Consider the following 25,395-nt stretch of genomic DNA (forward strand, 5'->3'; position numbering starts at 1 on the left):
GCTGTAATGGCGCCCTTATCTGGCAGAGGACGCAGATGCGGCAACCTCGGCTGGTTTTGGGTGTGGTAAATCATCGCCGAGTCCACCGCCCAGCGCTTGCATGAGTTGGGCCCAGGCATCTAAATATGCGGCCCGTGTTTGCGCCACGCGTTGCTGCTCTTGTAGCAGCGCCATTTGGGTTTGAATCACATTGAGATAAGAGGTCAGGCCCGCCTTGAATGCGCGCTGCGCAAAACTGGCTGATTTTTTGGCGAGTGCCATGGCTTGCTCGGATTGGTTGCGTTGCAACTCAATTGATTTTAGTTTGACGATTTGGTCAGCGACACTTTGCAGCGATTGCAGCAGGGTGTTGTTATAGGTCTCAATGGCTGCATCCAGTGCTGCAGTTTGTGCGCCAAGGTTAGCGCGCAAGCGACCGCCATCAAAAATCGGTAATGAAATTGCTGGTGCAAAACCGCGTACGGAAGAATCGGTGGTGAGAAAGCGGCTTAAGCCAATGGACTCAAATCCAATAAAGGCAGAAATATTGATATCGGGATAAAACGACGCTTTTGCTACCGCAATATTTTTTGTCAGCGACTCGACGCGCCAGCGTTGGGCTATCACGTCCGGGCGCCGTCCGATCAAATTCGCAGGGACATTGTCAGGCAGGCTGATGGGCAATTCCGTGTTACTGGCAAGTTGGCTGTCTGCCATGCTTTTTGCCAACACCGGACGCTGAATGGCATCGCCGGCAGACGGACCCTGGCCCGTCAATGTCGCAATTTGATTGCGCGACAGCGCGATAGCTTCGTTGATCTTTTCAATCGCCGCGCGGGTAGTGGGCAAACTGGTTTCAGCCTGATTTACCTCAAGTCCGGTGCCAATGCCAGCATGCAGCCGACGCTGCGCAATGCGTGCGATAGTTTGCTGCTGCGCTAGTGAAGCTTCCGCAATATCTTTCAGCACGAACTGGGTTGCCAGTTGTAAATAGCTGCGCACGACGATGCTTTCCAGGTTCAATTGCGCGGCGCGTGCTTCGGCCGCGCTGACATGGACGTTGTCTAGAGCCGCCTCCAGCGTGTTGCGATCTTTATCCCATAGATCAAGATCGTAGCTGGCTTTGATGCGTGCATCGTTGCTCCAGTCCCAGCCGCCGCCTAACGGTGCAGGATATAAGCCATCGCTGGTGAATAACTCACGCGTGAGCGAGGATTCGGCACCGACTTTTGGCAACGTTCCGGCTTTTGCTACGCCGGCCAATGCGGTGGCTTGACGGATCCGGGCTTGCGCGATCTTGATTGAGGGACTATCGGCGATTGCCTGTTTTACCAGCAGGTCTAGCTGTGGATCGCGATAGGCTTGCCACCAGCTGACAGTTGGCCATTGCGCATTGATTTGGGTTGCAGTCATTGCCGCACTATTATTTAGCGCGCGGCCATCCAAAGTATGGCCGTCACTGAGTTTGGCAAGCGGTTCGATACCGGCAAAACTGGCACATCCGCTGAGCAAAACTGCCATAGCGCCTGCAACAAGCAAGCCATTGGGTGATAGTGAGGTCAACGCTGAAAGGGAATCTTTTAGCCGGTGCGGAAACAAAATGGAAGCGACGAACTGCATGGGGAACCCGATTTGTATTTTGAGATATTGCAGAGATGCAGCAGAGATATTACTACGCGTATGAGCAAGTAGCAGTAAACAAGTGACCAACTGGATTAAGTGAGGACAGGGGACGCCGGTTGATGACTAACTTACATATTGTGACGTCTTTAACGTGCTTAACGTGTTTAACGTGTTTAAGATGTTTCATGTACTCAATTTCACGCGCTCATTTTTTATTGAAAACAACAGGCATCGTAAGTATTGATAAAACAGCAAAACGCCACTGACAGTGGCGTTTTGTTCCGTAGTGATATGACACTATTACCTACGTGATGCTGCCTGGGGCGATTAGTTGCCCGTGTCGACGGAGATATCCGATTTATCAGAAACTTGTTGCTCGACTTGAGCGCGTGTCAGCGTGCTTTTTTCTGAAGGAAGAATAGGGTAGCGTGCATGGTTTTGGTTCATCAAACCCTGTGCTTGCGCTGCCACTAATTCAGATGTCACTTCGGCGCGGGTTTTGGTCGAGACTACATGGTCTTCAGCAGGGTAAGGCATTTCGGCAAAAGCACTACCAGCAGCAGCTAAGACAACTAAACCAGCGATCAATTGTTTGGTGTTCATATATTTCTCCATAAAGTTAACTTCAGCACCGGGCTTGGCGGAACGGGCGGCTACCGCCTATCGGGTCCTGCCTCAGTGATCGAGAGCATCCGAACATTTCTTCAATTGACACTGACATGTCTGCAAAAATGTTGTCGTTTCCTCGATGAAATGAAGTATATATAATTCTTTAGCCGCAATAAACAACGAAATCCATAATTGACTATTTCATTATTAGAAATAATAAAGGGGTTGAAATTGTTCCTTGTGTATTCGGGGAAGTGAGATCGTGGGCCGCTCGCCGGCGGCTATCTATGGTTTGATGCGAATGCCTATTAATTTGGCGATGAATTAATGACACGTCGCTGCTGTAATTACTTCTCGCTGGAAGACATGATGATTCCGCCACCCAGGCAAACGTCGCCGTCATATAGCACAGCAGACTGTCCCGGCGTCACTGCCCATTGCGGAGTGTCGAAGCGCAACGTGAAAGTCTCAGGCTGGTCAACGGACATGTTCGGTGCACTAATACTAAAGTTATCGCTGAACCCGCATGTCATGTCGGCCTGACGATAGCGGGTTTTGGCGGATAATTGCGCCTGTTTTGGCGCATCGCCCGCGACCCAGCTCACTTGACCAGCCTCCAATGCAGAAGACAGTAGCCATGGATGGTCGTGACCTTGCACCACGTGCAATGTGTTACTTTCGACATCCTTTTTGGCGACGTACCAGGGATCGCTATCACCCGCAGCGTTCTTATGCGACTGCATGCCGCCGATACCGATGCCTTTACGTTGCCCCAGAGTGTAAAAGCTTAGACCCACGTGTTCACCGACGGTGTCACCGGCGTCGGTTTTCATCGGGCCAGGTTGATACGAGAGGTAGCGGTTCAAGAACTCGCGGAAGGGCCGCTCGCCGATAAAACAAATGCCGGTTGAATCTTTCTTCTTCGCGTTGGGAAGCTGAATTTGTTCTGCAATTTTGCGCACTTCGGTTTTTTGGATCTCGCCCAGAGGAAACAACGTCTTTGACAGCTGGGCCTGATTTAAACGATGCAAAAAGTAACTTTGATCCTTGCTGGCATCCAGCGCTTTCAATAACTCAAAGTTGCCGGCCGGGGCTTGACGCACTCGGGCGTAATGTCCAGTCGCTATCAAGTCGGCGCCGAGCTTCATTGCATGGTCGAGAAACGCTTTAAATTTGATCTCAGCATTGCACAGCACGTCCGGATTAGGGGTGCGACCAGCCTGATATTCGCGCAGGAATTCGGCGAATACACGATCCTTGTATTCTGCGGCAAAGTTGACCGCTTCAATATCGACACCGATAACGTCGGCCACGCTGACCGCGTCAATCCAGTCCTCACGGGTCGAGCAATATTCTGAGTCGTCGTCATCTTCCCAGTTTTTCATGAACAGACCGATGACTTCGTAACCTTGTTGCTTTAATAACCATGCCGAGACGGATGAATCAACTCCCCCCGACATGCCAATAACGACGCGTTTTTTTGCTTTAGACATGCTGGTTCTCATTCTTGTTACTGTTACTGTTACTTTATGCCGCTCGTGAGTGCACTGGCATGGACGTGCAGCGTTGATAGCGACACCCGGTCGCCGCGCAGGTAATCGTCGATACATTGCAAAACCTGAGGGCTGCGGTGACGTTCCGGGCACGCGGCTAATTCTTCGCGTGACATCCACAGCACGCGCACAATCCCCTGGTCGAGCGGTTGGTTGCGTGCTGCACCGACGGTGCCGCAAAATGCAAAACGCAAATATGTGGCGCTTTCACCGGTTCGCGCAGAAACATAGCGGGTCAAATAGGTACCCACCAGCGCGGTTGGCGTGAAGTCGTGGGCGGATTCTTCCAGCGTTTCGCGCACTACCGCTTGAATCATCGATTCACCGGCGTCCAGATGTCCAGCGGGCTGATTAATGCGAAGGCCCTCGCTGGTGTGTTCTTCGATCAACAAAAAATGGCCGCCACGTTCGATAATAGCCGCAACCGTGACAGAGGGCTTCCAAACTTCAGTCATAAATTCCTCTGGTAATTCGACATTTTAACGTGGCTGTCAAATTTTCGATCAAACCCCTTCAATATCGTGTATCCACCACAACAAATTGCGCATGTTCGTTAAATCACCGGGTGATAGACGCCGCTATGACCATTTTCATATTGTTTGGACGTAAATAATCCGTGTAATATCGCTACCACTATTGTTAGAGTGCGGTGATGTGCGCGACGATCTCGCTCTCATGAGGCGCAAAAATCGGCGCAAGCGCGGTTTACCCCAAAACCAGGTCAGCCTCGATGTTTACCTTTGATGGTTCGATTAGGTGCCAGCAGCCTGAAATACCGGCTGTTGTTATGAAATTAATGGTGGTTACAGTCGTCATAGACGTTCAGAATTTCTACAATTAGGGAGAATCTTATGAAAATCGGCATCCCCGCCGAGACGCGGTCCGGTGAAACCCGGGTTGCAGCGACCCCAGAGACGGTCAAAAAACTGGTGGCAGCAAAACATCAAGTAGTGGTTCAGGCTGGTGCAGGGATAACCTCTAGTATCACTGACGAGGCGTATGCAGCTGCCGGTGCAACAATCGGCACTGCCGCCGAAGCCTTCGGTGCTGAGACCGTGTTGAAGGTGCGCGCGCCAGCAGCGGAAGAGTACGTTCATCTTAAAAGCGGCACGGTCGTTATCGGCATGCTGAATCCTTTCGATGCTGAAAATATCGTTGTAATGGCAAGCCATGGTCTGACCGCCTTTGCTCTCGAAGCCGCGCCGCGCACGTCGCGGGCGCAGTCGATGGATGTGTTGTCGTCGCAAGCGAACATCGCTGGCTACAAAGCGGTGCTGATGGCTGCGAATACTTACCAGCGCTTTATGCCGATGTTGATGACCGCCGCAGGAACCGTCAAGGCTGCGCGGATGCTGATCATGGGCGCAGGCGTGGCCGGTTTGCAAGCGATTGCCACCGCCAAACGCTTGGGTGCGGTGATCGAAGCATCGGACGTGCGGCCCGCGGTCAAAGAGCAGATCGAATCGCTCGGTGCCAAATTTCTGGACGTCCCGTTTATCACCGATGAAGAGCGGGAAATCGCCCAAGGCGTCGGTGGCTATGCGCGCCAGATGCCGGCTGACTGGATGCGGCGTCAGGCCGAGTTGGTGCATGAACGTGCCAAACTAGCGGACATCATCATCACGACGGCGTTGATTCCCGGCCGCAAAGCCCCGATCCTGATCAGCGAAGCCACGGTCAAGGCGATGAAACCGGGATCAGTCATTCTGGATATGGCCGTTGATCAAGGCGGCAATTGCCCATTATCGGAATCCGGCAAGACGGTCATCAAGCATGGCGTGCACATCATCGGCGAAGGCAATCTGGCCGCACTGGTGGCGGCAGATGCTTCTGCCTTGTACTCGCGCAATGTACTGGATTTCCTGAAGCTGATCGTCAATCCCGAAGGTGGGCTGGTGATTAACCGTGAAGACGATATCGTGGTCGCTACGCTGTTGTGCAGCGGCGGCGAAGTCTTGCGTAAATAAATTTTAGCTTTTTTGGCGACATGTCCCGTTAACGTTTTATCGGACTTGATTGCCGTCGAATACAGGAGAAAGAAGTAATGCAACGCATCATGTTACGCGCGAAAATTCATCGCGCAACCGTTACACAGGCCGACCTTCATTACGAGGGATCATGCGGTATCGACGAAAATCTGCTGGAAGCGGCGGATATTCTTGAGGGCGAAAAAATCGAACTCTATAACGTCAATAATGGCCAGCGTTTTTCGACCTATGCAATTCGTGCCGAACGCGGTGGTGGGGCGATTGCACTTAACGGCGCTGCCGCCCGTTGCGCCCATTTGGGCGATTTGCTGATTATCTGCACGTATGCGCCATTTTCGGATGCGGATGCGGCAACGTACGTGCCAAAGGTGGTATTCGTTGACGATAACAACCGTATGACAGGGATGAAATAAGGCTAACCGACCGCGGACCGCATGCCAACTGGCTTCATTGCGGTTCGTCAAAAATAAGGGGACAACATGGAAGTGACGCACACCATCACAAATTTGATCATCTTCGTACTGGCGATTTACGTCGGTTACCACGTGGTCTGGACGGTTACACCAGCATTGCATACGCCGCTGATGGCGGTGACCAATGCGATTTCTGCGATCATCATTATTGGCGCGATGTTGGCTGCCGGATTGACCGAAGGTCTGGTCGGTCAGATCGCCGGAACCTTGGCAGTGGCTCTGGCCGCCGTTAATGTCTTCGGTGGTTTTCTGGTGACGCAACGGATGCTGGAGATGTTCAAGAAAAAAGAGCCGAAGGCGAAAGCTATTGTTATCTCGGAAGTCAAAGAGGGAGCGCATTGATGGGTGCCGAAATCGCTGCTTTGTTAAGCATGAACCTGGTAACACTATTTTACCTGATTGCATCGGTATGTTTCATTCAGGCATTAAAAGGTCTTTCACATCCGTCGACTGCCCGCCGTGGTAACGCGTTCGGCATGGGCGGGATGGCGCTGGCGATTGTTACCACGATTGCGCTGATCATCAAGCTGAAAGTGGAATCGCAAGGGGCCGGTTTTGGCTTTTGGCTGGTTGCCGGTGGTGTCGTGGTCGGTGGCGGTATCGGTGCGTATCTGGCTAAGAGCGTCGAGATGACCAAGATGCCGGAACTGGTCGCGGCGATGCATTCATTGATCGGTCTGGCCGCCGTTTGTATCGCCGTGGCTGCCGTTTCGGAGCCGTGGGCGTTCGGGATTGCCGCGCATGGCGCAGCGTTGCCGGTCGGTAACCGGATTGAATTGTTTATCGGGACCTTTGTCGGCGCGATTACGTTCTCCGGTTCGGTGATTGCGTTCGGTAAATTGTCGGGCAAATACAAGTTCCGTCTGTTTCAGGGCGCGCCGGTCAGCTTTGCAGGGCAACACTTTATCAATCTGTTGCTGGCGGTCGCCATGCTGGTGCTGGGCATCATCTTTGTCATGACGCAGGCCTGGTTGCCGTTCATTCTGATGGCGCTGATCGCGTTTGTGCTGGGCGTGCTGATCATCATTCCTATCGGTGGTGCGGATATGCCGGTGGTGGTGTCGATGCTCAACAGCTACTCGGGTTGGGCCGCGGCCGGTATCGGTTTCTCGCTCAACAATGCGATGCTGATCATTGCCGGTTCACTGGTCGGATCAAGCGGCGCGATTCTGTCTTACATCATGTGCAAGGCGATGAATCGTTCCTTCTTCAATGTGATTCTGGGCGGCTTTGGTGGCGATACTGCGACGGCTGCTGCAGCCGGCTCGCAGGTCCAGCGTCCGGTGAAATCCGGCTCTGCCGACGACGCGGCGTTCTTGTTGGGTAATGCGGAAACGGTCATCATCGTACCGGGTTATGGCCTGGCGGTCGCGCGTGCACAACATGCGCTGAAAGAGTTGACTGAGAAGCTGACCCACAAAGGCGTCATCGTCAAATATGCGATTCATCCGGTGGCAGGACGTATGCCGGGTCACATGAACGTGTTGCTGGCCGAAGCTGAAGTGCCCTACGATCAGGTGTTCGAGATGGAAGACATCAATAACGATTTCAGCCAGGCGGATGTGGTGCTGGTGCTGGGCGCTAATGATGTGGTGAATCCGGCGGCTAAGGATCCTAAATCATCGATTGCGGGGATGCCGATTCTGGAAGTCTACAAAGCCAAAACCGTTATTGTTAATAAGCGCTCGATGGCTTCGGGTTATGCCGGACTGGACAATGAATTGTTTTATATGGATAAAACCATGATGGTGTTTGGGGATGCGAAGAAGGTGATTGAAGCGATGGTGAAAGCCGTCGATTAAAAATTGTTCTGCATAAGTCGAAGACCGCGCCGATGGATGTTTATTCATCAGCGCGGGTTTTTTTCGCCTGCTGACCCGGCTCTCATCGATAGGCTCATGCGGCTAATCTCCTTCCAAAATTTTTTACTTTTAGTTTTATTCATGCTCGTTACACGCCATAGAATGCTAGAGAATATTCTGACGCCACCGGGAAATATCTGCTGGATTTCGTCAGAGTCACCTACCAAATATCCAAACTTAAGAAAAAGCTTAACTTGCCTCCCATTTCAGAATATCTCCTGTTTTCTGATCTATAATCCGCAGCTTGGAGAAAAAGTAGCTCATTATTTAATGGATTCAATTTTGAATTGATTTTATTTATTTATTTTATTTACGCTCGGTAAAGAGCATTGAAAACGGATCTTGAAGTGCAGATTGTGCAGGCGTTTAGGCACCTGTTTCAACGTTCGAAAATTAGGCGCATCAGCAGTTATGTGAACGGTTTCAAACTGGAAGTATTTCCCGGAAAGACAACAGGTCTTTCGGTGCATTGAAATTCAAAAACTAACCGCAAAAAACTACTCGCGAATTTTATCTTCGGGGTCAGTGTTGTCTTATTCGTTTTTCGTTACCCGTCTTTCGTTACTTTGGGTATGGGAAAATCAGTTTTTACTGTCTTTTATTTAACTAATCCTCCATTGAGCTCCTCGACCGTTTGCCGTGCTTCCGCAAGAAAGCGCGCTGGATACGTTCGCCCATAAATACATCGATTATTTGGTCACCATGAAGGTGATCGTGATTTGTCTCGGCAAAAAAGAAACTGTACCTCAAATATGACAGCACTATCGCATTCAGCAACATTGACGACCTTCGCCACGTGGAAAGCACTTTTCCTGCGCGAGGCCGTCAATCGGCTGTCCTCGCGGCGAGCGGCGTGGGTGTGGATATTGTTCGAACCTCTATCGCATATTGTTTTTCTGATGTTCATGTTTACCGCCGTTCGGGTGCGAACGGTTAGCGGTATCGACGCCGGAATCTGGATCATGGTCGGCATGCTGGCATTTTTTGTGTTCAAGCGTACCTCAATGCAGAGCATGCACGCTATCGGAGCAAATAAAGCTTTATTTTCCTATCGTCAGGTTAAGCCCGTAGATACCGTTTTAGTCAGAGCGGGATTGGAAGGATTTCTGATGATGCTGGTAGTGGTCATTTTGTTGGCGGCAGCAGGATTGTTGGGTTTTCCAACCATCCCCGCGGACCCTCTGGCGGTATTGGTATCTCTGTTCGGATTGTGGCTGGCTGGCTTAGGTTTTGGTCTGGTGACGTCAGTGGCAATCGGACTCATTCGGGAGTTGGAAGTGCTCGTCGGGTTACTGATGATGCCGCTGTATTTTATTTCAGGCGTCATGATTCCGATCGGTGCCATACCGCAACCGTATCGCGATTATCTGTTAATGAATCCGTTAGTGCATGGGGTGGAAGCAGCGCGCGCGGGATTCGCTCCTTACTATCATGCCGCGCCAGAATTAAGTATGTCTTATCTCTACGGATTCGCCTTGACGACCATTTTTTCTGGCCTGGTTCTGCATCGGCGTTTTGCGCGAAAACTGGTGGCGCAATGATAATTGTTGAAGATGTACACAAACGTTATCTCACCGAGCATGGACCGGGAAAATGGATTCTGCAAGGGGCCACCTTTACGATTCCGGCGAAGGTGAATGTCGGGTTGGTAGGGCGCAACGGAGCAGGAAAATCCACCTTGTTGCGACTACTTGGCGGCACCGATACCCCAAATCGCGGCCGTATTGAACGTCACTGTCGCGTGTCCTGGCCAATGGGGTTTGGGGGTGGTTTGCAAGGTTCGCTCACCGGTCGACAAAATGCCAAATTCGTTTGCCGTATTCACGGTCATGAACAGGATATGGCTGATCGTCTGGCTTTTATCCAAGACTTTGCGGAATTGGGATATTACTTCGATGCGCCGGTAAAAACTTACTCGTCCGGTATGAAATCTCGCCTGCAGTTTGGCATGTCGATGGCATTCGACTTCGACGTGTATATCTCTGATGAAGTTACCGCCACGGGGGATGCGGCCTTCAGGCAAAAAGCGGCTTCAGCGTTCAAAGCCATCGCAAATCGCGCCGGTCTGATTATGGTGTCCCATGGTGAAAGTACGCTACGGCAATTTTGTAGCGCGGGCATCTGGCTGCACGAAGGAAAAGCCCATTGGTTCGACGATATTGATGACGCTTTAAGAAACTATAAAGAAAGTATTGCAGCATGATTCACCTAATTAAATCAAACCGGATAGCGTGCACTTTAAGCCGCGCCCGCTGTTGGACGCGCCGCATACTGGCTCCCGCAATATTCCGGCAGCGGGTCTGCTGTAGCGCGCTTGTGGCTTGCGTGCTGGCTGTGCTCTATTGGGGGTTAATCGCATCAGATCGTTATGTATCGGAAGCCCGCGTCATTATTCAGCGCACAGATCTGGGCGGCGGTCAGGCCATGGATTTCGGTTCTTTGCTGGCTGGCGCTGGCAATAATAACCGTGCTGATCAACTGCTATTACGGGACCAGTTGCTATCGATGGATATGTTGCAAAAGCTCGATAAAAAGCTGAATTTGCGTGCGCATTACAGCGCCGAACAACATGATCTGCTTTCACGCATGTGGTCAAGCGATCAGTCGCAAGAGGGTTTCTATCGTTATTACCGCGCCCACGTCAGTGTTGAACTCGATGATTATGCCGGTGTACTGGTAATCAAGGCGCAAGGTTACGACCCCAAAACCGCACAGGCTATTGCCGCCATGCTCATCAGCGAGGGCGAGCTTGGCATGAACAATATTTCTCACCTCATGGCGTTGGAACAGGTTGCATTTATAAAAAAACAGGTTGACCAGATGGCGCTGAGATTTCAGGATGCGCGCCTGGCAGTGCTGTCTTATCAAAATAGTAAAGGTTTGGCCTCGCCCCTTAGCACTGCAGAAAATGTCGTCGGCGCGATCAACAAACTTGACGCGCAGCGTACTGAAATGCAGGCCCGTCGTCGCGCTTTACTGGGCTATCTGACCCCGCAGGCCCCGAATGTGATCGAACTTGATCTGCAACTTGACGCTATTGAAAAACAGATTGTGCAAGAGCAGGCGCGTTTAACGGCACCGAATGGAAAAATGCTTAACAGCACGGTGGAAGAGTATCAACGCTTGGAAATGACCTCCATGTTTGCGCAAGACGTTTACAAGACCGGCCTGATTGCACTGGAAAAAGGCCAGGTGGAGGCGACGCGGGCGTTAAAAAAGGTCTCCATCCTACAAACGCCGACGCTACCGCAGCAGGCATTGGAACCGCGTCGTATTTATAACATTGTTGTATTCATTTTGATCGCCATGTTGATCGCCGGTATTTTGTATCTGCTCGCCGCGATCATCCGTGATCATAAGGAATAATCATGCGTCAACTATTTTTTATCCTCGTTCTTCTGGCCAGCTTTAGTGCTGACAGTTTTGCCGTCAATGCGCCGACCGAAAGCGTCAGGCCCAATGCTGCACTGTCCAATTCGGGTGCAGCTTCAAAGGGTTTATCGCCTGGATTATTTGCGAGCGCCGGACAACAGAAAAAAAATGCCGCATCTGGTTACGGCGACGCCCGTCGTGAACGCCAGCAATCGTCTGCTGTCCTGCCTGAATTATCTTCGCAGTCCGATTATTCGCTTAACGCGAACAGCGATGCCTTCGGTGCGCAGCTGTTTACCGGAACCTTTGCACGCTCAGGTAATACGCAATTTAATCCTGATTACCTTATTGCCAGCGGCGACCGGGTACAGGTGCGTTTGTGGGGTGGTTTTACATTCGATAACGTCTTGAGTATCGACCCGCAAGGAAATATTTTTTTGCCTCAGGTCGGTCCCATAAGGCTGATGGGTATCAGTAATAAGGATTTGCAAAAAGTCGTCGAAGCCGCAGTAAGCAAGATATTTCGGGCCAATGTATTCAGCTATACCAGTCTCGCTGATGCGCAGCCGGTCCGTGTATTTGTTGGCGGCTACGTCAATCGCCCGGGCTTGTATAACGGCACCAGTATGGACAGTTTGCTGCATTACCTGGATCAGGCTGGCGGGATTGATCCCGAGCGTGGAAGTTTTTTGAACGTACAAATCAAGCGCGGCGAACAAGTGCGTGCCAGCGTTAGTTTGTATGACTTTTTGTTGCAGGGAAGGATTCCACTCCTCCAGCTGGCAGACGGCGATGTCATCTTCATTTCACCACGTCAACATACGACGCGGGTAACCGGTTTGGCAGAAAGTACAAAGCGCTTTGAGTTTCAGGGTGCCACTCTAACTATTCGGGGACTTTCGCTAATGGCCAAGCCGTCCGCGCAAGCGACGCATGTTCGGGTCGTGCGCAATACCGGTACGGTAAAAAACATTGATTACTATCCCCTCGCCGAAGCGGATGAAATCCAGATTTGGAATGGCGACGAAGTCGAGTATATAGCGGACAAAAAGCCGGGCACCATCACCGTGCGGGTTGAAGGCGAGCATCAGAGCGCACAGGAATACGTGCTGCCCTACGGTGTTCGCATGGCCTCCTTGCTAAAGAAAATTCAATATTCTGAACGGTCTGATAAAGACAATTTACAACTCTTTCGACTCGGTGTGAAAGAGCGTCAAAAGCGCATGTTACAGGTTTCACTCAGAAGCCTCGAAACGGCCGCTTTAACGGCGCGCTCCGGCACCAGCGATGAGGCCCGTCTACGTAAAGAAGAAGCAGAACTGATATTGCAATGGGTGGAGCGTGCCAAAAAGATTGAGCCGTCCGGTCAGGTGGTGATTGCCCAGGCGGCCAGTCGCGACGATCTGCTGTTGGAAAATGGCGACATTTTGCGCATACCAACCAAAGATGGTCTTGTGCTGATTAGCGGTGAGGTGTTATTTCCAAACGCAATCGCTTACGACGAATCGCTACGGCTTAACGACTACGTCGAACGTGCAGGCGGTTACACGCAAAACGCGGATGCCGCACGCCTGATCGTGGCGCGGCGGGATGGAAGTTTTGTTGAGGCAGGCGCAAAAAAAGGATTTTTCGGTTTTGGCACCAGCGACATCAAGCTTCGGTCTGGCGATGAAATTTTGGTCCTGCCAAAGATCGATGTGAAGACCCGGCAGGTTTGGAAAGACTTGACACAAATCATATTTCAATTGGCAGTGAGTGCCAAGGTGGTGCTGGGTATATGAGTATTTTATAGCTTTCCTACCCCCATGCGGTCAATCGGTTTTCATGACTGGAGCTGCACACGAAATGAACAAATATTTGATTTGATAAATCGAAGGAACACCTAATTATGCGTAAGCAAGTTTATTTAATTAATCACGTGATGTCTAAAGATATCGAAAGTGAAATATTCTCGGCCATTTTGCAATACTTTAAAAAGTACAGCCCGCCCTGGATCGTTTATGTTGTTTCAATCGAACCTATTGAGGGTGCCGATGTATACCATTATCACCGGCCTCACCTGGAAACCAAGCTCGCGCAGCCGACTGTCTGCACGGTGCATCATGATCTGGATGATCCCGACATCTGGCATGCACGGCAACGATTCTTGCCGCGCTATGCCGAGGCTGCAGCTGTCGTTTGTTTGAATAAGACCCAACGCGAAATACTCATTGATGAGGGTATTTCAGACGATAAGCTCTATGTGGTGCCGCACGGGTACAACGACAAAATGCTTCACCTGAAGAGTGGATATGGCCGCGATATTTCCAAGGTAACGATTGGTATTGCTTCGCGTCGTTATGGCAGGCGTGTCAAGGGTGAGGCCTATCTTCATGAATTGGTAAAACGCCTCGATCCGGATGCATTTAAATTTATATTGGTGGGCCAGGATCGCAGTTTGGATGCCGCAGATTTTCGCCAGCTAGGATTTGAAGTTGACGTATTTGAGCGACTTCCCTATCGTGTGTTTCAAAGCTTCTATGAAAAAATTGACCTACTACTTATGTGTAGCAGTCATGAGGGCGGCCCAGCGAACATACCCGAAGCCTTAAGTACCGGTACCCCTCTGTTTTCTTCTGCGGTCGGGATGGCGAAGGACTTTGTAAGACACGGGCAGAATGGAATTGTTCTTACAATGAATGCCGAAATTGACGCTCTTGAAATAACGAAAGTTTGCGTCACCGATGCCGCGTTGCTGCGTCAATTAAGTGAAACTTGTGCGAGCGAGGCGTCCACTATTCTAACCTGGAAGAAATCAGTTGAGGGTAACGTCGTCGTCTACTCGCAAATCCTCGGTATGGATCTTTTTTCGGCACCGGCACAGGTATGTGAAAAGACGAACGAACCGATCGACAATAACAACGTTATGGCAGTAGCATGAATCAAAAAATTTCAATACTCATTCCGGATAATTTGCATATCAACCAAAAGAATTTTTCTTCTTTTTTCAAGTTTGTCGCAAAGTCTGGTGCTTCCACCCATTTCGAAAAAAATCGTAGAGATTGGATTGATACCTATGGAAATTACGATTCTAAATCAGACGTCCTGTACGAACGTTGTCGGATCCTTGCGCGACTTACACCGGATTTTCTTTATGAGCACTCTGTCAAAGGCGTGAATTTATTCAAAATTGCGCGGGCTGAGATATTGTCACGGTCATCCGTTACGTCGGACTGGTATGCAAGCCCGTATCCTTCCAGCAGTCGGGGGATCTTTGATAAGCTTTATAAAATAAATAAAACGCTCTTGATGCAAAATCTGGCTGCTGCATGGGATTGGCTTGAATTCTGGTCCCGGCAACTTGCTGACTTGCCAGGTTTTACTCATTGCTGCGTATTTTCTGGCTCCCTCATTTACCAGCGATCTTTGATCGAGTTGCTCAAGTTTACGCCAACGCGCGTGTTATTAATGGAAAGTTTCCTTACGGGAAATGACTATTACTGCGAAGAAAAGTATGAACCGATTTCAAACAACTGCAACATTCGACACAAGGCCGTATTTTCGTCGTTAGCACCAACACCGGATGGTGATATGTATGATAAAGAGCGAATGCAGGCAATCAATAAGTTGATTCAGGCTAAAAACAAGAACGTTAAACAGCCGGAGTCAGGCGAAGCAATCAAGTTTTTGAAACCAGATCTTCCCATAGTCTGCATTTTCGGTCAGGTAGTGAATGACTTCTCGTTGCTGGAATATCGGCAAACGGGACTGGCCTCTATTCCGTTCTACGAAGAACTTATTCGTAGTTTGGTGGCCGTCGGCTTTAACGTAGTCTTTAAAGCGCATCCCTGGGAACAGAAAAAAAATAATGTCCGAGGACCACTCACTGGAAACGCGATCAAGTTATTTGTGGGTACTTTGCCGGACGCGCTACAGTCTCAGGTTGTAGTGGTAGAAGACTATCCAATCAGCGAGTTATTCAATATTTCTTCGTGGGCAGTTGGCTTGAATTCACAAAGTCTTCTGGAAGCAGCGTTTGCCGGGTTTAAGCCGGTACAGTTCGGCGACGCTTTTTTTGGTGGCAAAGGATTTACCCACGATTATTCCCTGGATAAGGTCGCCGAGTTTGTCGAGGACGCGAAATCTGGACGGATAGGCGGATCGCTTTCTTTGACCGACTTTATGCGCTATGAAGATTTTCTTATTAGATTGCTACAAAAACAGCTCGTGTCTATCCATGATTCGGGTGTTAATCGATTAGCAAAGGTCTTCGAGATACCTTTTGTGATCGCTCTCGCGAAAAATGCTTCCTCAAATCTAGTATCTTCTCAATCGATCGCTTCTCCAAAACGTGTGGTGATGAAAGCTAATTCGGAAATAGCTAATAAACTAATTCTCTCGTCAGGAGTACCATACCCTGCCGGCCGACCAGTTAATAATGCGACGAGCAAGAAGGGGATCATTAGAAAGAAGCTAAGGAAACTAAAAGTAAATCCGAGAAAGTTTTTTGCTGATGCCCGGCATCCCGGAATTCGGGTATTGCGCCATCTTTTTTGATTTTCCGATGTGTTTGGAGTGACGCCGATCTGTGAAAGAGTGTACAAGTATTCCAGCAATGCGACAATGATTGAAATAATGAAATAGGACTACCTCAAATGGAAAACAGCATGGTTAAGATCAATAGCATAGACGTCAGTAACGCTAGAAATTTCGTTCTTTTCGGCGGCATCAACGTTCTTGAATCCAGGGATTTCGCCTTGCGCACCTGCGAGGAATACGTGCGCGTCACGCAGAAACTGGGCATACCTTACGTATTCAAAGCCAGTTTCGACAAGGCTAATCGTTCGTCGATCCATTCGTATCGCGGTCCGGGTTTGGAAGAAGGGCTAAAAATATTCGAAGCAATCAAGTCGACCTTTGGCGTCCCGATCATTACGGATGTGCATGAGTCATGGCAAGCTGGGCCTCTGGCGGAAGTCGTTGATGTGTTGCAATTGCCTGCTTTTCTGGCCCGCCAAACTGACCTCGTAGTAGCGCTGGCGAAGACCGGACGCGTGATCAATATCAAAAAGCCGCAATTCTTGAGTCCGACCCAGGTGGCTAATATTGTCGAAAAATTCAAGGAAGCTGGCAACGATCAGCTGATCCTGTGCGACCGCGGAACCTGTTTTGGCTATGACAATCTGGTGGTGGATATGTTGGGCTTCGGTGTGATGAAAAAGGTCTGTAACGACCTGCCGATCATCTTTGATGTGACCCATGCCTTACAGCAGCGCGACCCGTTGGGTGCGGCTTCAGGTGGTCGCCGTCAGCAGGTTGCTGAGCTAGCGCGCGCCGGTCTTGCGGTTGGACTGGCCGGACTCTTTCTGGAGGCACATCCAGATCCCGACTCCGCGAAGTGTGATGGACCAAGCGCCTTGCCGCTGGCTCAACTGGAGCCGTTTCTGACGCAACTCAAGGCGTTAGATGATCTAGTGAAATCGTTTCCTGCGCTGAACATAAGCTGAAGAGCAGCTGAAGACTAGCTGAAGACTAGCTGAAACTCCCAGCGATTCTGAAGTTTAACCACGAGAATAAATTGTTTTGAATGATTCAACGACAAGCCGTCTAGCCATCGTGATTCCTGCCCGGTACGGATCTACCCGACTACCGGGCAAGCCACTTGCCGAGATTCGGGGCAAGCCGATGGTGCAACATGTGTATGAGCGAGCGCTGCGAGTGCCACAAGCATCAGTGGTAGTGGTTGCCACCGATGATATTCGGGTTGCCAACGCCGTGCATGCGTTCGGTGGAGTGTGCCTCATGACTTCAGCGGATCATCCTTCGGGCACAGACCGTCTGACCGAAGTGATGCGTCATATCGAGGCCGATATATATATTAATTTGCAGGGCGATGAGCCGATGGTAAGGCCCGCCGACATCGAGAAGCTGGCGGCCGGGATGCGGGCTGACAGTGCGGTGCAAATAGGTACGCTGTGCCACATGATTTCCGCGCAAGAGGCCAAAAATCCTCATGCTGTGAAAGTGGTGCTCGCAAATAATGGTGACGCGCTTTATTTCAGCCGCGCACCTATTCCCTATTCACGCGATGTTGATGATGATGGTGATAGTGATGGTAGTGGTCATCAAACAGCCCGCTATCTGAAACACGTCGGTGTGTACGCTTACCGCCGTGAGGTGCTGGCGACCTATGCAGGTCTGCCGCAGCCGATGATTGAACAGGCTGAAAAGTTGGAACAGTTACGCCTGATGGCAGCAGGCTTGCGAATTCGTGTCTTTGAGATTGCGCCAACCGGACCCGGTGTGGACACTCCCGAATGTCTGGCGCGAGTGCGCGATCTGATGGAGCGGGAGGACGCCTGAACGCCTGCTTGCGTTAGTGCAGAGATTTAATGTTGGAATGGGGTAACGTATCCAGGCGGTGTAAGCCTGATGTCAAGATATTTCCTGTCGATGCCTGTTGCGCAGGGTGTCCGAATCCAATGTCCGCCGAGTGATGAGCGCTCGGGCGGCGTCTATGGCGGTGGAAGCCGCCATTATCGTCAATAAACCTCTTGAGGTGCTGACGACCACGCTTTTCTTAAGCGAGGTCGATGCTGCTGCATTTGTATCGCGGCATTCACCGTCACGCCTTTTAGCATTGCTGCATGCCTTTTGGCTGCGATGCTTTTTTTAATACCGTAGTAGATCTTGAAACACCTGTCAAATCCTGAAATACCTATCGAAAGAACATATGAACGACACGATCTCGCTGGCGAGGCAAGTAGTAGGAATGGAAATTCAAGCGCTGGTTGCAATGTCCAGCCTGATTGATGAAGACTTTGAAAAAGCGGTAGACATTGTGCTTGCAACAGAGGGACGGGTCGTGGTCGTCGGCATGGGTAAGTCCGGACTCATCGGTAAGAAGATTGCAGCGACCATGGCTTCAACCGGGACGGCGGCATTTTTTGTCCATCCCGCCGAGGCTTTTCACGGTGATCTGGGTATGATTTTGCCGAGTGACGTGTTGCTGATGATTTCTAATAGCGGTGAAACGGAAGAGCTGGTTCGGTTGCTTCCGTTCCTCGAGTATCAAAAGAATCGTGTCGTCGCGATGACAGGGAAAAGCAATTCGACATTGGGACGTCATGCGGATGTCATTCTGGATGTTTCTGTCGAGCGGGAGGCTTGTAACATTAACCTTGCACCAACAAGTTCCACCACGGCTTCGCTGGTGATGGGCGATGCGCTCGCCGTGGTCCTTTCCATCAAGCGTGGTTTTCAGCCAGAAGACTTTGCGCGGTTTCATCCGGGTGGAAGTTTGGGGCGACGGCTGTTGACGCGTGTCGCAGACGTGATGCAGAAAGAAAATTTGCCCATTTGCCGAACTGAAGATTCATTCCGTGATGTGGTACATATCATCAATAGTGGTCGTTTGGGACTCGCCCTGGTCATGGACGGTGAGGAGTTGCTCGGGTTGATTACGGACGGGGATGTGCGCCGCACCTTTGATAGTGACCGTGATTACAAAACTATTCAGGCAGGACAGATCATGTCAGCCCATCCGGTGGAAATACTTTCTAACGAACGTTTTTCTGATGCAGAAGCACGCATTCGTGCAGAGAAAATTAATGCTTTAGTGGTGAAAAGCCCGCTAGGGAAAGTGGTCGGCATTCTGCAAATTCATGATTTGATCGATGATGAAGCTGCTCTCTGATCAGGTGGTCGGGATTTTTTCTCGCGGTATCCTGCGGATTCCCTATTTGAGCGAATTTCTGGATTTGCCGGTAGCCAATGTTGGCGCCTATAAATCCTACTTTGTGCGCGCGCTAGCGGCCGTGTTTACGCCGCAGCTTAAGCGCACGCGGATCGCGGCATTCGCTGGATGGGGGCGTCGTCCGACCGCTCGTAAACCGATGCAGCAGGCAGCATCATCGGGAGTGCTATATTTAGCGTTGGAAGATGGATTTTTGCGCTCATACGGCACGGGTGATCGCTTTCCTCCGCTTGCGTTGGTCGTCGACGAACAGGGTATTTATTACGATAGTACTCAGCCTTCAGGATTAGAGCTGTTGCTGCAAGGGCCGACCGATTTGTTGCGTGGAATCAATGAGGATGTAGCACGCGCCAAGGCGCTGATACTGGCGCATCAATTAAGTAAATACAACCATGCACCTGCGCTGGATGTCAGTGTGCTGCGCGTCAGCGATGTTCAGCGGGTATTGGTGATCGATCAGACAGTCGGCGATATGAGTGTGACCCTGGGTGGGGCCGGCGAGGACACTTTTCTCGCGATGCTCACCGCTGCGCGTTCGGAAAATCCGAAAGCCACCATCTATGTCAAAACGCATCCCGAAGTGAGCTCCGGTCGCAAGGGCGGTTATTTGACCCATGTTGAAAATGACGAACACACGGTAGTGCTGCGAGAGGAGATCAATCCCTTGAGTTTGATCGAGCGGATGGATCGCGTGTATGTGGTGACTTCGACCATGGGTTTTGAAGCATTATTGGCCGATAAACCGGTAACCGTTTTTGGATTGCCATGGTACGCCGGTTGGGGCGTGACCGACGACCGGCTGCGTTGTGCGCGTCGCACCCAGCTGAGGTCGGTGGACGCGTTATTTGCTGCGGCCTATTTCCATTACAGTCGTTATTTGAATCCCGTGACCCATCAACGGGGAACGATTTTCGATGTGATTGACTGGCTGGTGTCGCAGCGTGGTATGGCAGCACGTTATACGGGCAGAATGATTTGTATCGGATTTAGACGCTGGAAAGCCGCCAATATCGCCGCCATGTTGTCATTGGATCAGAAGCGCGTCGTGTTTGTCGCTGATGTTAAGGCGGCTGAAAGGCTAGGACCGCAACATGGTGACTGTTTAGTCTTCTGGGGACGGAACCCACCGACCGGTTTAATCGATCTCGCAGAACGACATTCGGCGCGGGGTTTGCGTATGGAAGATGGCTTTGTGCGTTCAGTTGGATTGGGCTCGGATTTGATTCGGCCAATGTCGCTGGTGCTGGATGAGCGGGGTATCTATTTCGATCCCACGCAGCTTTCCGATTTAGAGCACATGTTGAATACGACATTTTGTTCGGCATCAGAAATTGCGCGTGCACGCCATGTTCGGGACTTCATTGTTGGCCATGGGATTACCAAATATAACTTGGAGCCATGTGAACCGGCCGCTTGGCATAACGGTGACGCGGAAGTGGTTCTGGTACCCGGTCAGGTCGAAAACGATGCATCGATCCGTTATGGTTGTAACGACGTCAATACCAATCTGGGATTGCTGCAAGCCGCTCGCCGGGCGCATTCAGACGCTTTTATCGTCTACAAGCCGCACCCGGATGTCGCCTCCGGCAATCGTGCCGGAAAACTGAAGCTGATTCAGGCGCGAGAGTTTGCGGATCACGTAGAAACACAACTTTCGGTGGTGAGTTGTATCGAAGCCGCCGACGTCGTGCATACGATGACCTCGCTCACCGGTTTTGATGCTTTATTGCGCGGCAAGCGCGTGGTGGTGTATGGCCTCCCTTTTTATGCTGGATGGGGGCTGACCGAGGATATCTTCAATGATGGCGCTGCCAGCGCGCGCCGTGCGCGTCGTTTGACTTTGGATGAACTGGTGGCCGGTACGTTGTTGCGCTACCCCCTTTACTGGGATCAACATTTAAGGGGATATACCACCTGCGAGGCGGTATTGCGACGCATCGTGGAAACTCGTGACGCACTGGAAAGTGACGGTGGCCTTGAGCGGTTGCGGGTCGGATTCGTTCGTCGACAGTGGCGCAAGCTCGGCATTTTAACGTGGTCCTGGTTGTCCCGATCTTACAGTGTCGGGCGATAGCTAAATGACGAAGTCGCGAAGCGCTACTCTGACAAAAAATGAAAGCAATTAAATGGTCGATTTCATCACCACCTATTCAATGAGGCTACCAGAAGATGAATGCACGACTGGACGCTGAACAAGCACTGCGCTATAAGCGCGGTGACTATACTTTGCCCGGCTTTTACCATCTTTTACAGTGCAAACGGGTATTGATGCTGCAAGGACCGATGGGAAATTTCTTTAATCGCGTGGCGGAGTGGCTGGAGCGACGTGATGTCACGGTGCGCAAGATCAACTTCAATGGCGGTGACTGGTTATTCCATCGTCGACTACAGGCAACAAACTACCGGGGAAAACTAAGCGATTTTACGGAATTCCTTACGCAGTTTCTTCTAGAACATCGCATCGATGGCATCTTGTGTTTTGGTGACTGTCGACATTATCATTCTCTGGCGGCCGAAGTGGCTGCATTGATGAAGATTCCTTTTTTTGCATTTGAGGAAGGATATATTCGTCCGAATTACATCACGCTCGAACGTGGTGGCGTGAACATGCACTCCCTGCTGCCGAGGGGTGCTGAATTTTATCGCGCATTACCGGACATCGATATCCCTGATCCGCAGGCCACCAATACCAGCTTCGGACGTGCCGCCTTGTGCGCTATGGGGTATTACCTCGCCGGTCGATTGCTGCATGTTTTTTTTCCTCACTATCGTCATCACAAAAAGTTTTCCGTCACTTATGAGACGAAGAACTGGTTTCGTTCTTTCGTCCGTAAACAGCGCAACCGACATCGCGATGCGGAGATGATGGCGTCGCTCATAAAACATCAGTCAGGCAACTATTTTGCGGTGGCATTACAAGTTTACAATGATAGTCAGGTGCATCACCACAGCCATTATCATGACGTCCGCGAGTTCATTACGGAAGTAGTAGGTTCGTTCGCCATGCATGCGGATCAGGAACATCACCTTGTATTCAAACATCACCCGATGGATCGCGGGCAGCGTGACTATCGGCGTTTATTGAGGGCATTAAGTGCGCAGCACGGCTTGACGGGCCGGGTTCACTATGTCCACGACGTGCACCTGCCGAGTTTGTTGCGTCATTCGCGTGGCGTCGTCACCATCAACAGCACGGTTGGGTTATCCGCGCTGTATCACGATAAACCGCTGAAGGTGATGGGGCGCGCCTTGTACGACCTGGAGGGATTGAGTTTCCAAGGTGAACTGGCGCAATTTTGGACCGGGCAGAGCGACATCGACAAGGCGTTACTTAGCCGTTTTCGTGCGTTCCTCATTACGCAGACGCAATTGAATGGAAGCTTCTATGGTGATGAATTTTTTACCTGTCCGAAAACTGGAAAACGGAATGATTCTGGCTTTTCCGGGCCATTGACTTTGCTTGATATCAAAGATGGCCGGTCTTGGGAGGCCGGCACCAAGCGAAATTTGCGCACAGAACTGGCGCGATACGCACGGAGATCAGCCTAAGCTGAGCGACAACAGCCGACGTCTTCAGCGCAGGATGTTCGGTTAGATGCGTGGAATTGATCAGTAATTTGATGAGTAACTTGATGATCAAGTTTTGACCACAACGGCATCACTTTAGCCTTAGCGTCGTCCGAACATCATTTGCTCGGCCAACAGGTTTTTCGCCGGTTTAAACGCGTCCACCAGACCGAGCGAAAATCCTAGCAAGGTTTGCGAGAGGGCACCCTCCGGGGCGCTGGCAAATACGCGCGCCATCATATCGGTCATATGAATGGTCATGCTGCGATCCAGCTTTCTTCGGGCGGCGAATTTTTCCAATGCTGACGTTGCACTGTCCTGCGCCAATAATTTGGCCAAAACAGCTGCGTCGCGCAAACCCAGGTTGAGTCCTTGCCCTGCAACAGGATGCAGCGTTTGTGCCGCATTGCCGATGGCGACGGTGCGCGCCGAAGTGGCTGGGCGGGCATTCAGGCCGAGCGGAAAGCTGTTGCGTTGAGAGACCCGCTGGAAACGACCCAGGCGCCCACCGAAAGCGTCTGCAAGCGCTTGCAGAAAAAGAGCATCGGTAAGCGCAAGCAACTCTGCAGCATTGGCCGGGCGGACACACCAGACTAACGCGTAACCGTCGTCCTGGGGCAATAGCGCCAGCGGACCCTGATCGGTAAATCGCTCAAAGGCGCGATGCGGAATGGGGGCGCTGGTCTGAACGTGCGCAACGATAGCGATCTGATCGTAATCACGCTGTAATGTTTTGCCGGTTTGTGCCCCGAACAAACCACCCTCGGCCTGCACCATTATTTTGCTGCGTAGCAGGCGACCATCGGACACACCGCCATCCGATAGCACAATGTTGACTCCATCGGCTTGCTCGTCACTGCTGCTGACCTGAACCGGGCGCAACAGGGAAACGCCGCGCAATGCTGGCAATCCCGCGAGGGTCGTCACCAAGTCGCCATAACGACTAACGTAACCCAACGCCGACAACTGATAATCGTCGCGTTCAATCAACGCGCGGCCGAAATGTCCGCGCCGCGAAACGTGAATCTCATGAATGGCTGTCGCTGCTAAAGGCCATGCGCCGACATCTTCCAGAATTTGACGGCTGCCATAGGACAGCGCAATTGCACGCGGATCGAGGCGTGCCTGATCAATGGTTTTGCCATCGATCAGCGCGATCCGGTCTGGCGCAATGCCGCGCTTGATTAATAGGGCTGCGAGTGTAATTCCTACCGGCCCGGCACCACAAATGGCGATATCCGTATGAAGTGTGCCGGGGGCGCTAAGGTTGCTATCTGTCATTGATTGGCCGGCTATTTCCGCATCATTGCTTCGATATCACCGACGGCACGTGGTGCGCCGGTGCTCATCAGTTCGCAACCAGTTTCTGTGACTAAAGCGTCGTCCTCAATCCGGATGCCAATGTTCCAGTATTTCTCTGGAACGCCTTGTGCTGGCCGCACGTAAATTCCGGGTTCGACCGTGGTGACCATGCCGGGCTGCAAACCGCGCCATGGCTTCGGCTCGCCCTGGACGACCGGTGCATGCAGATCGCGATATTCGCCAACATCGTGCACATCCATACCGAGCCAATGCCCGGTGCGGTGCATATAAAATTGTCTGAAATCGCCGTTGGTGATAACGTCGTCAAGCGCGCCGACCTTGTTTTTATCGAGCAATCCGGTATCCAGCATTCCTTGCGCCAATACCCGCACGGCGGCGTCATGACCATCCATAAAATGCTTGCCGGGGCGGGTGACCTCAATCGCAGCATATTGCGCGGCTAATACAATTTCATATAATTCTTTTTGCGGACCTGAGAACACGCCATTGGCCGGAAATGTACGGGTAATATCGCCGGCGTAACTATCGAATTCGCAACCGGCATCAATCAGGACCAGATCGCCGTCCTTGAGGATCGCATCGCTGGCCCGATAATGCAGCACGCACGCATTGGCACCGGTAGCGACTATCGATCCATAGGCGGGATATTGGGAACCCTGGCGGCGAAACTCGTGCAGCAGTTCAGCTTCCAGTTCATATTCGCGCAGTCCGGGCCGGGCAAGTCGCATAGCGCGGCAATGGCCTTCCGCCGAAATGACGCCAGCGCGGCGCATTAGCGCGACTTCATCGGCGTCTTTAAACAAGCGCATTTCGTCCATCAACACCTGTACGTTGTGGATGGCAGAAGGCGCAACAACGCCGGCGCGGCCCATGGCGCGCACCGTGTCTAACCAGCCTTGCAGTTTTTGATCGTAGTCGCTTTGATGACCCAGTGCATAAAACACGGATGGTGCATCGGCTAATAACTTAGGGATTTCAGCGGCCATCGCTTCGATCGGAAAAGCCGCATCGAAACCGAATTTTTCGCAGGCGGCGACGGGGCCGTAACGAACCCCGTCCCAGATTTCCCGTTCCAGATTCTTTTCACGACAAAACAGGATGGCTTTAGGTTGTTCTCCAGCGACCAGCACGACGACTGCTTCCGGTTCCATAAAACCAGACAGATAATAGAAGTAACTGTCGTGGCGATAGGGGTAATCGGCATCGCGATTGCGCATGACCTCCGGTGCCGTTGGAATGATCGCTACGCCGCCGCCTTTGGCTTGCATCAATGCGATTAACTGGGCGCGTCTTGTGGAGTAAGGGGTCATG

General features: G+C 51.4%; 22 protein-coding genes. 16 read left to right on the plus strand and 6 right to left on the minus strand.

Features of this window, described 5'->3' with window-relative positions:
- Positions 1-15 precede the first annotated feature (15 nt).
- The 4 genes from JQN73_RS13205 to JQN73_RS13220 form a co-directional block, all read right to left on the minus strand.
- Entirely contained in the window at positions 16-1,500 is a 1,485-nt protein-coding gene (locus JQN73_RS13205) for an efflux transporter outer membrane subunit (RefSeq protein ID WP_205319354.1), read from the minus strand.
- A 429-nt stretch (positions 1,501-1,929) separates the two neighbouring features.
- On the minus strand, positions 1,930-2,205 hold the full coding sequence (locus JQN73_RS13210; protein ID WP_205319355.1) for a DUF4148 domain-containing protein: 276 nt from the start codon (positions 2,203-2,205) through the stop codon (positions 1,930-1,932).
- 353 nt (positions 2,206-2,558) lie between these two features.
- Positions 2,559-3,704, minus strand: a complete 1,146-nt coding sequence (mnmA, locus tag JQN73_RS13215; protein ID WP_205319356.1) for a tRNA 2-thiouridine(34) synthase MnmA — start codon at positions 3,702-3,704, stop codon at positions 2,559-2,561.
- Between the two features lie 29 nt (positions 3,705-3,733).
- Entirely contained in the window at positions 3,734-4,219 is a 486-nt protein-coding gene (locus tag JQN73_RS13220) for an NUDIX hydrolase (protein WP_205319357.1), read from the minus strand.
- A 396-nt stretch (positions 4,220-4,615) separates the two neighbouring features.
- On the opposite strand from JQN73_RS13220, the gene JQN73_RS13225 reads away from it, so the two are divergent.
- The 16 genes from JQN73_RS13225 to JQN73_RS13300 all read left to right on the plus strand — a co-directional run bounded on the left by JQN73_RS13225 (position 4,616) and on the right by JQN73_RS13300 (position 22,743).
- Positions 4,616-5,731 carry a Re/Si-specific NAD(P)(+) transhydrogenase subunit alpha gene (locus JQN73_RS13225; protein WP_205319358.1) on the plus strand — a complete coding sequence of 372 codons (1,116 nt, stop codon included), beginning with the start codon at positions 4,616-4,618 and terminating at the stop codon, positions 5,729-5,731.
- 77 nt (positions 5,732-5,808) lie between these two features.
- The gene (gene panD, locus JQN73_RS13230) at positions 5,809-6,165 is read left to right on the plus strand and encodes an aspartate 1-decarboxylase (protein WP_205319359.1); all 357 of its coding nucleotides are present in this window, start codon (positions 5,809-5,811) and stop codon (positions 6,163-6,165) included.
- Positions 6,166-6,231: 66 nt separating this feature from the next.
- On the plus strand, positions 6,232-6,567 hold the full coding sequence (locus JQN73_RS13235; protein WP_205319360.1) for an NAD(P) transhydrogenase subunit alpha: 336 nt from the start codon (positions 6,232-6,234) through the stop codon (positions 6,565-6,567).
- Entirely contained in the window at positions 6,567-8,027 is a 1,461-nt protein-coding gene (locus JQN73_RS13240) for an NAD(P)(+) transhydrogenase (Re/Si-specific) subunit beta (protein ID WP_205319361.1), read from the plus strand. Before JQN73_RS13235 ends, JQN73_RS13240 begins: the two co-directional genes overlap by 1 nt.
- Before the next feature lie 812 nt (positions 8,028-8,839).
- Positions 8,840-9,628 carry an ABC transporter permease gene (locus JQN73_RS13245; RefSeq protein WP_205319362.1) on the plus strand — a complete coding sequence of 263 codons (789 nt, stop codon included), beginning with the start codon at positions 8,840-8,842 and terminating at the stop codon, positions 9,626-9,628.
- Positions 9,625-10,290, plus strand: a complete 666-nt coding sequence (locus tag JQN73_RS13250) for an ABC transporter ATP-binding protein (protein WP_205319363.1) — start codon at positions 9,625-9,627, stop codon at positions 10,288-10,290. The genes JQN73_RS13245 and JQN73_RS13250 overlap by 4 nt, the downstream gene beginning before the upstream one ends.
- 122 nt (positions 10,291-10,412) lie before the next feature.
- Positions 10,413-11,453, plus strand: a complete 1,041-nt coding sequence (locus JQN73_RS13255; RefSeq protein ID WP_240162254.1) for a chain-length determining protein — start codon at positions 10,413-10,415, stop codon at positions 11,451-11,453.
- A gap of 2 nt (positions 11,454-11,455) precedes the next feature.
- Positions 11,456-13,240 carry a polysaccharide biosynthesis/export family protein gene (locus tag JQN73_RS13260; RefSeq protein ID WP_205319364.1) on the plus strand — a complete coding sequence of 595 codons (1,785 nt, stop codon included), beginning with the start codon at positions 11,456-11,458 and terminating at the stop codon, positions 13,238-13,240.
- Between the two features lie 107 nt (positions 13,241-13,347).
- Complete coding sequence (locus tag JQN73_RS13265) at positions 13,348-14,379, plus strand: glycosyltransferase family 4 protein (protein ID WP_205319365.1); 1,032 nt, start codon at positions 13,348-13,350, stop codon at positions 14,377-14,379.
- Positions 14,376-15,995, plus strand: a complete 1,620-nt coding sequence (locus JQN73_RS13270) for a hypothetical protein (protein ID WP_205319366.1) — start codon at positions 14,376-14,378, stop codon at positions 15,993-15,995. The genes JQN73_RS13265 and JQN73_RS13270 overlap by 4 nt, the downstream gene beginning before the upstream one ends.
- Before the next feature lie 110 nt (positions 15,996-16,105).
- Positions 16,106-16,945, plus strand: coding sequence for a 3-deoxy-8-phosphooctulonate synthase (gene kdsA, locus JQN73_RS13275; protein ID WP_205319367.1), 840 nt, complete (start codon positions 16,106-16,108; stop codon positions 16,943-16,945).
- A gap of 76 nt (positions 16,946-17,021) precedes the next feature.
- Positions 17,022-17,801, plus strand: coding sequence for a 3-deoxy-manno-octulosonate cytidylyltransferase (gene kdsB / locus JQN73_RS13280; protein WP_205319368.1), 780 nt, complete (start codon positions 17,022-17,024; stop codon positions 17,799-17,801).
- A gap of 154 nt (positions 17,802-17,955) precedes the next feature.
- Positions 17,956-18,114: a hypothetical protein gene (locus JQN73_RS13285; protein ID WP_205319369.1), complete on the plus strand. Its 159-nt coding sequence runs from the start codon at positions 17,956-17,958 to the stop codon at positions 18,112-18,114.
- A gap of 57 nt (positions 18,115-18,171) precedes the next feature.
- On the plus strand, positions 18,172-19,134 hold the full coding sequence (locus JQN73_RS13290) for an SIS domain-containing protein (protein WP_205319370.1): 963 nt from the start codon (positions 18,172-18,174) through the stop codon (positions 19,132-19,134).
- Positions 19,115-21,268 (plus strand): capsular polysaccharide biosynthesis protein, encoded by a 2,154-nt coding sequence (locus JQN73_RS13295; protein ID WP_240162255.1) that lies wholly within the window; start codon positions 19,115-19,117, stop codon positions 21,266-21,268. Before JQN73_RS13290 ends, JQN73_RS13295 begins: the two co-directional genes overlap by 20 nt.
- Positions 21,269-21,363: 95 nt before the next feature.
- Positions 21,364-22,743 carry a capsule biosynthesis protein gene (locus JQN73_RS13300; RefSeq protein WP_205319371.1) on the plus strand — a complete coding sequence of 460 codons (1,380 nt, stop codon included), beginning with the start codon at positions 21,364-21,366 and terminating at the stop codon, positions 22,741-22,743.
- Positions 22,744-22,863: 120 nt separating this feature from the next.
- Here JQN73_RS13300 and JQN73_RS13305 read toward each other — a convergent pair whose 3' ends face one another.
- Positions 22,864-24,042, minus strand: coding sequence for an FAD-dependent monooxygenase (locus JQN73_RS13305; RefSeq protein WP_205319372.1), 1,179 nt, complete (start codon positions 24,040-24,042; stop codon positions 22,864-22,866).
- An 11-nt stretch (positions 24,043-24,053) separates the two neighbouring features.
- Positions 24,054-25,394, minus strand: a complete 1,341-nt coding sequence (locus tag JQN73_RS13310) for an aminopeptidase P N-terminal domain-containing protein (protein ID WP_205319373.1) — start codon at positions 25,392-25,394, stop codon at positions 24,054-24,056.
- Position 25,395 lies beyond the last annotated feature (1 nt).

This window comes from Glaciimonas sp. PAMC28666 (assembly GCF_016917355.1).
Taxonomy (GTDB): Bacteria; Pseudomonadota; Gammaproteobacteria; order Burkholderiales; family Burkholderiaceae_D; genus Glaciimonas.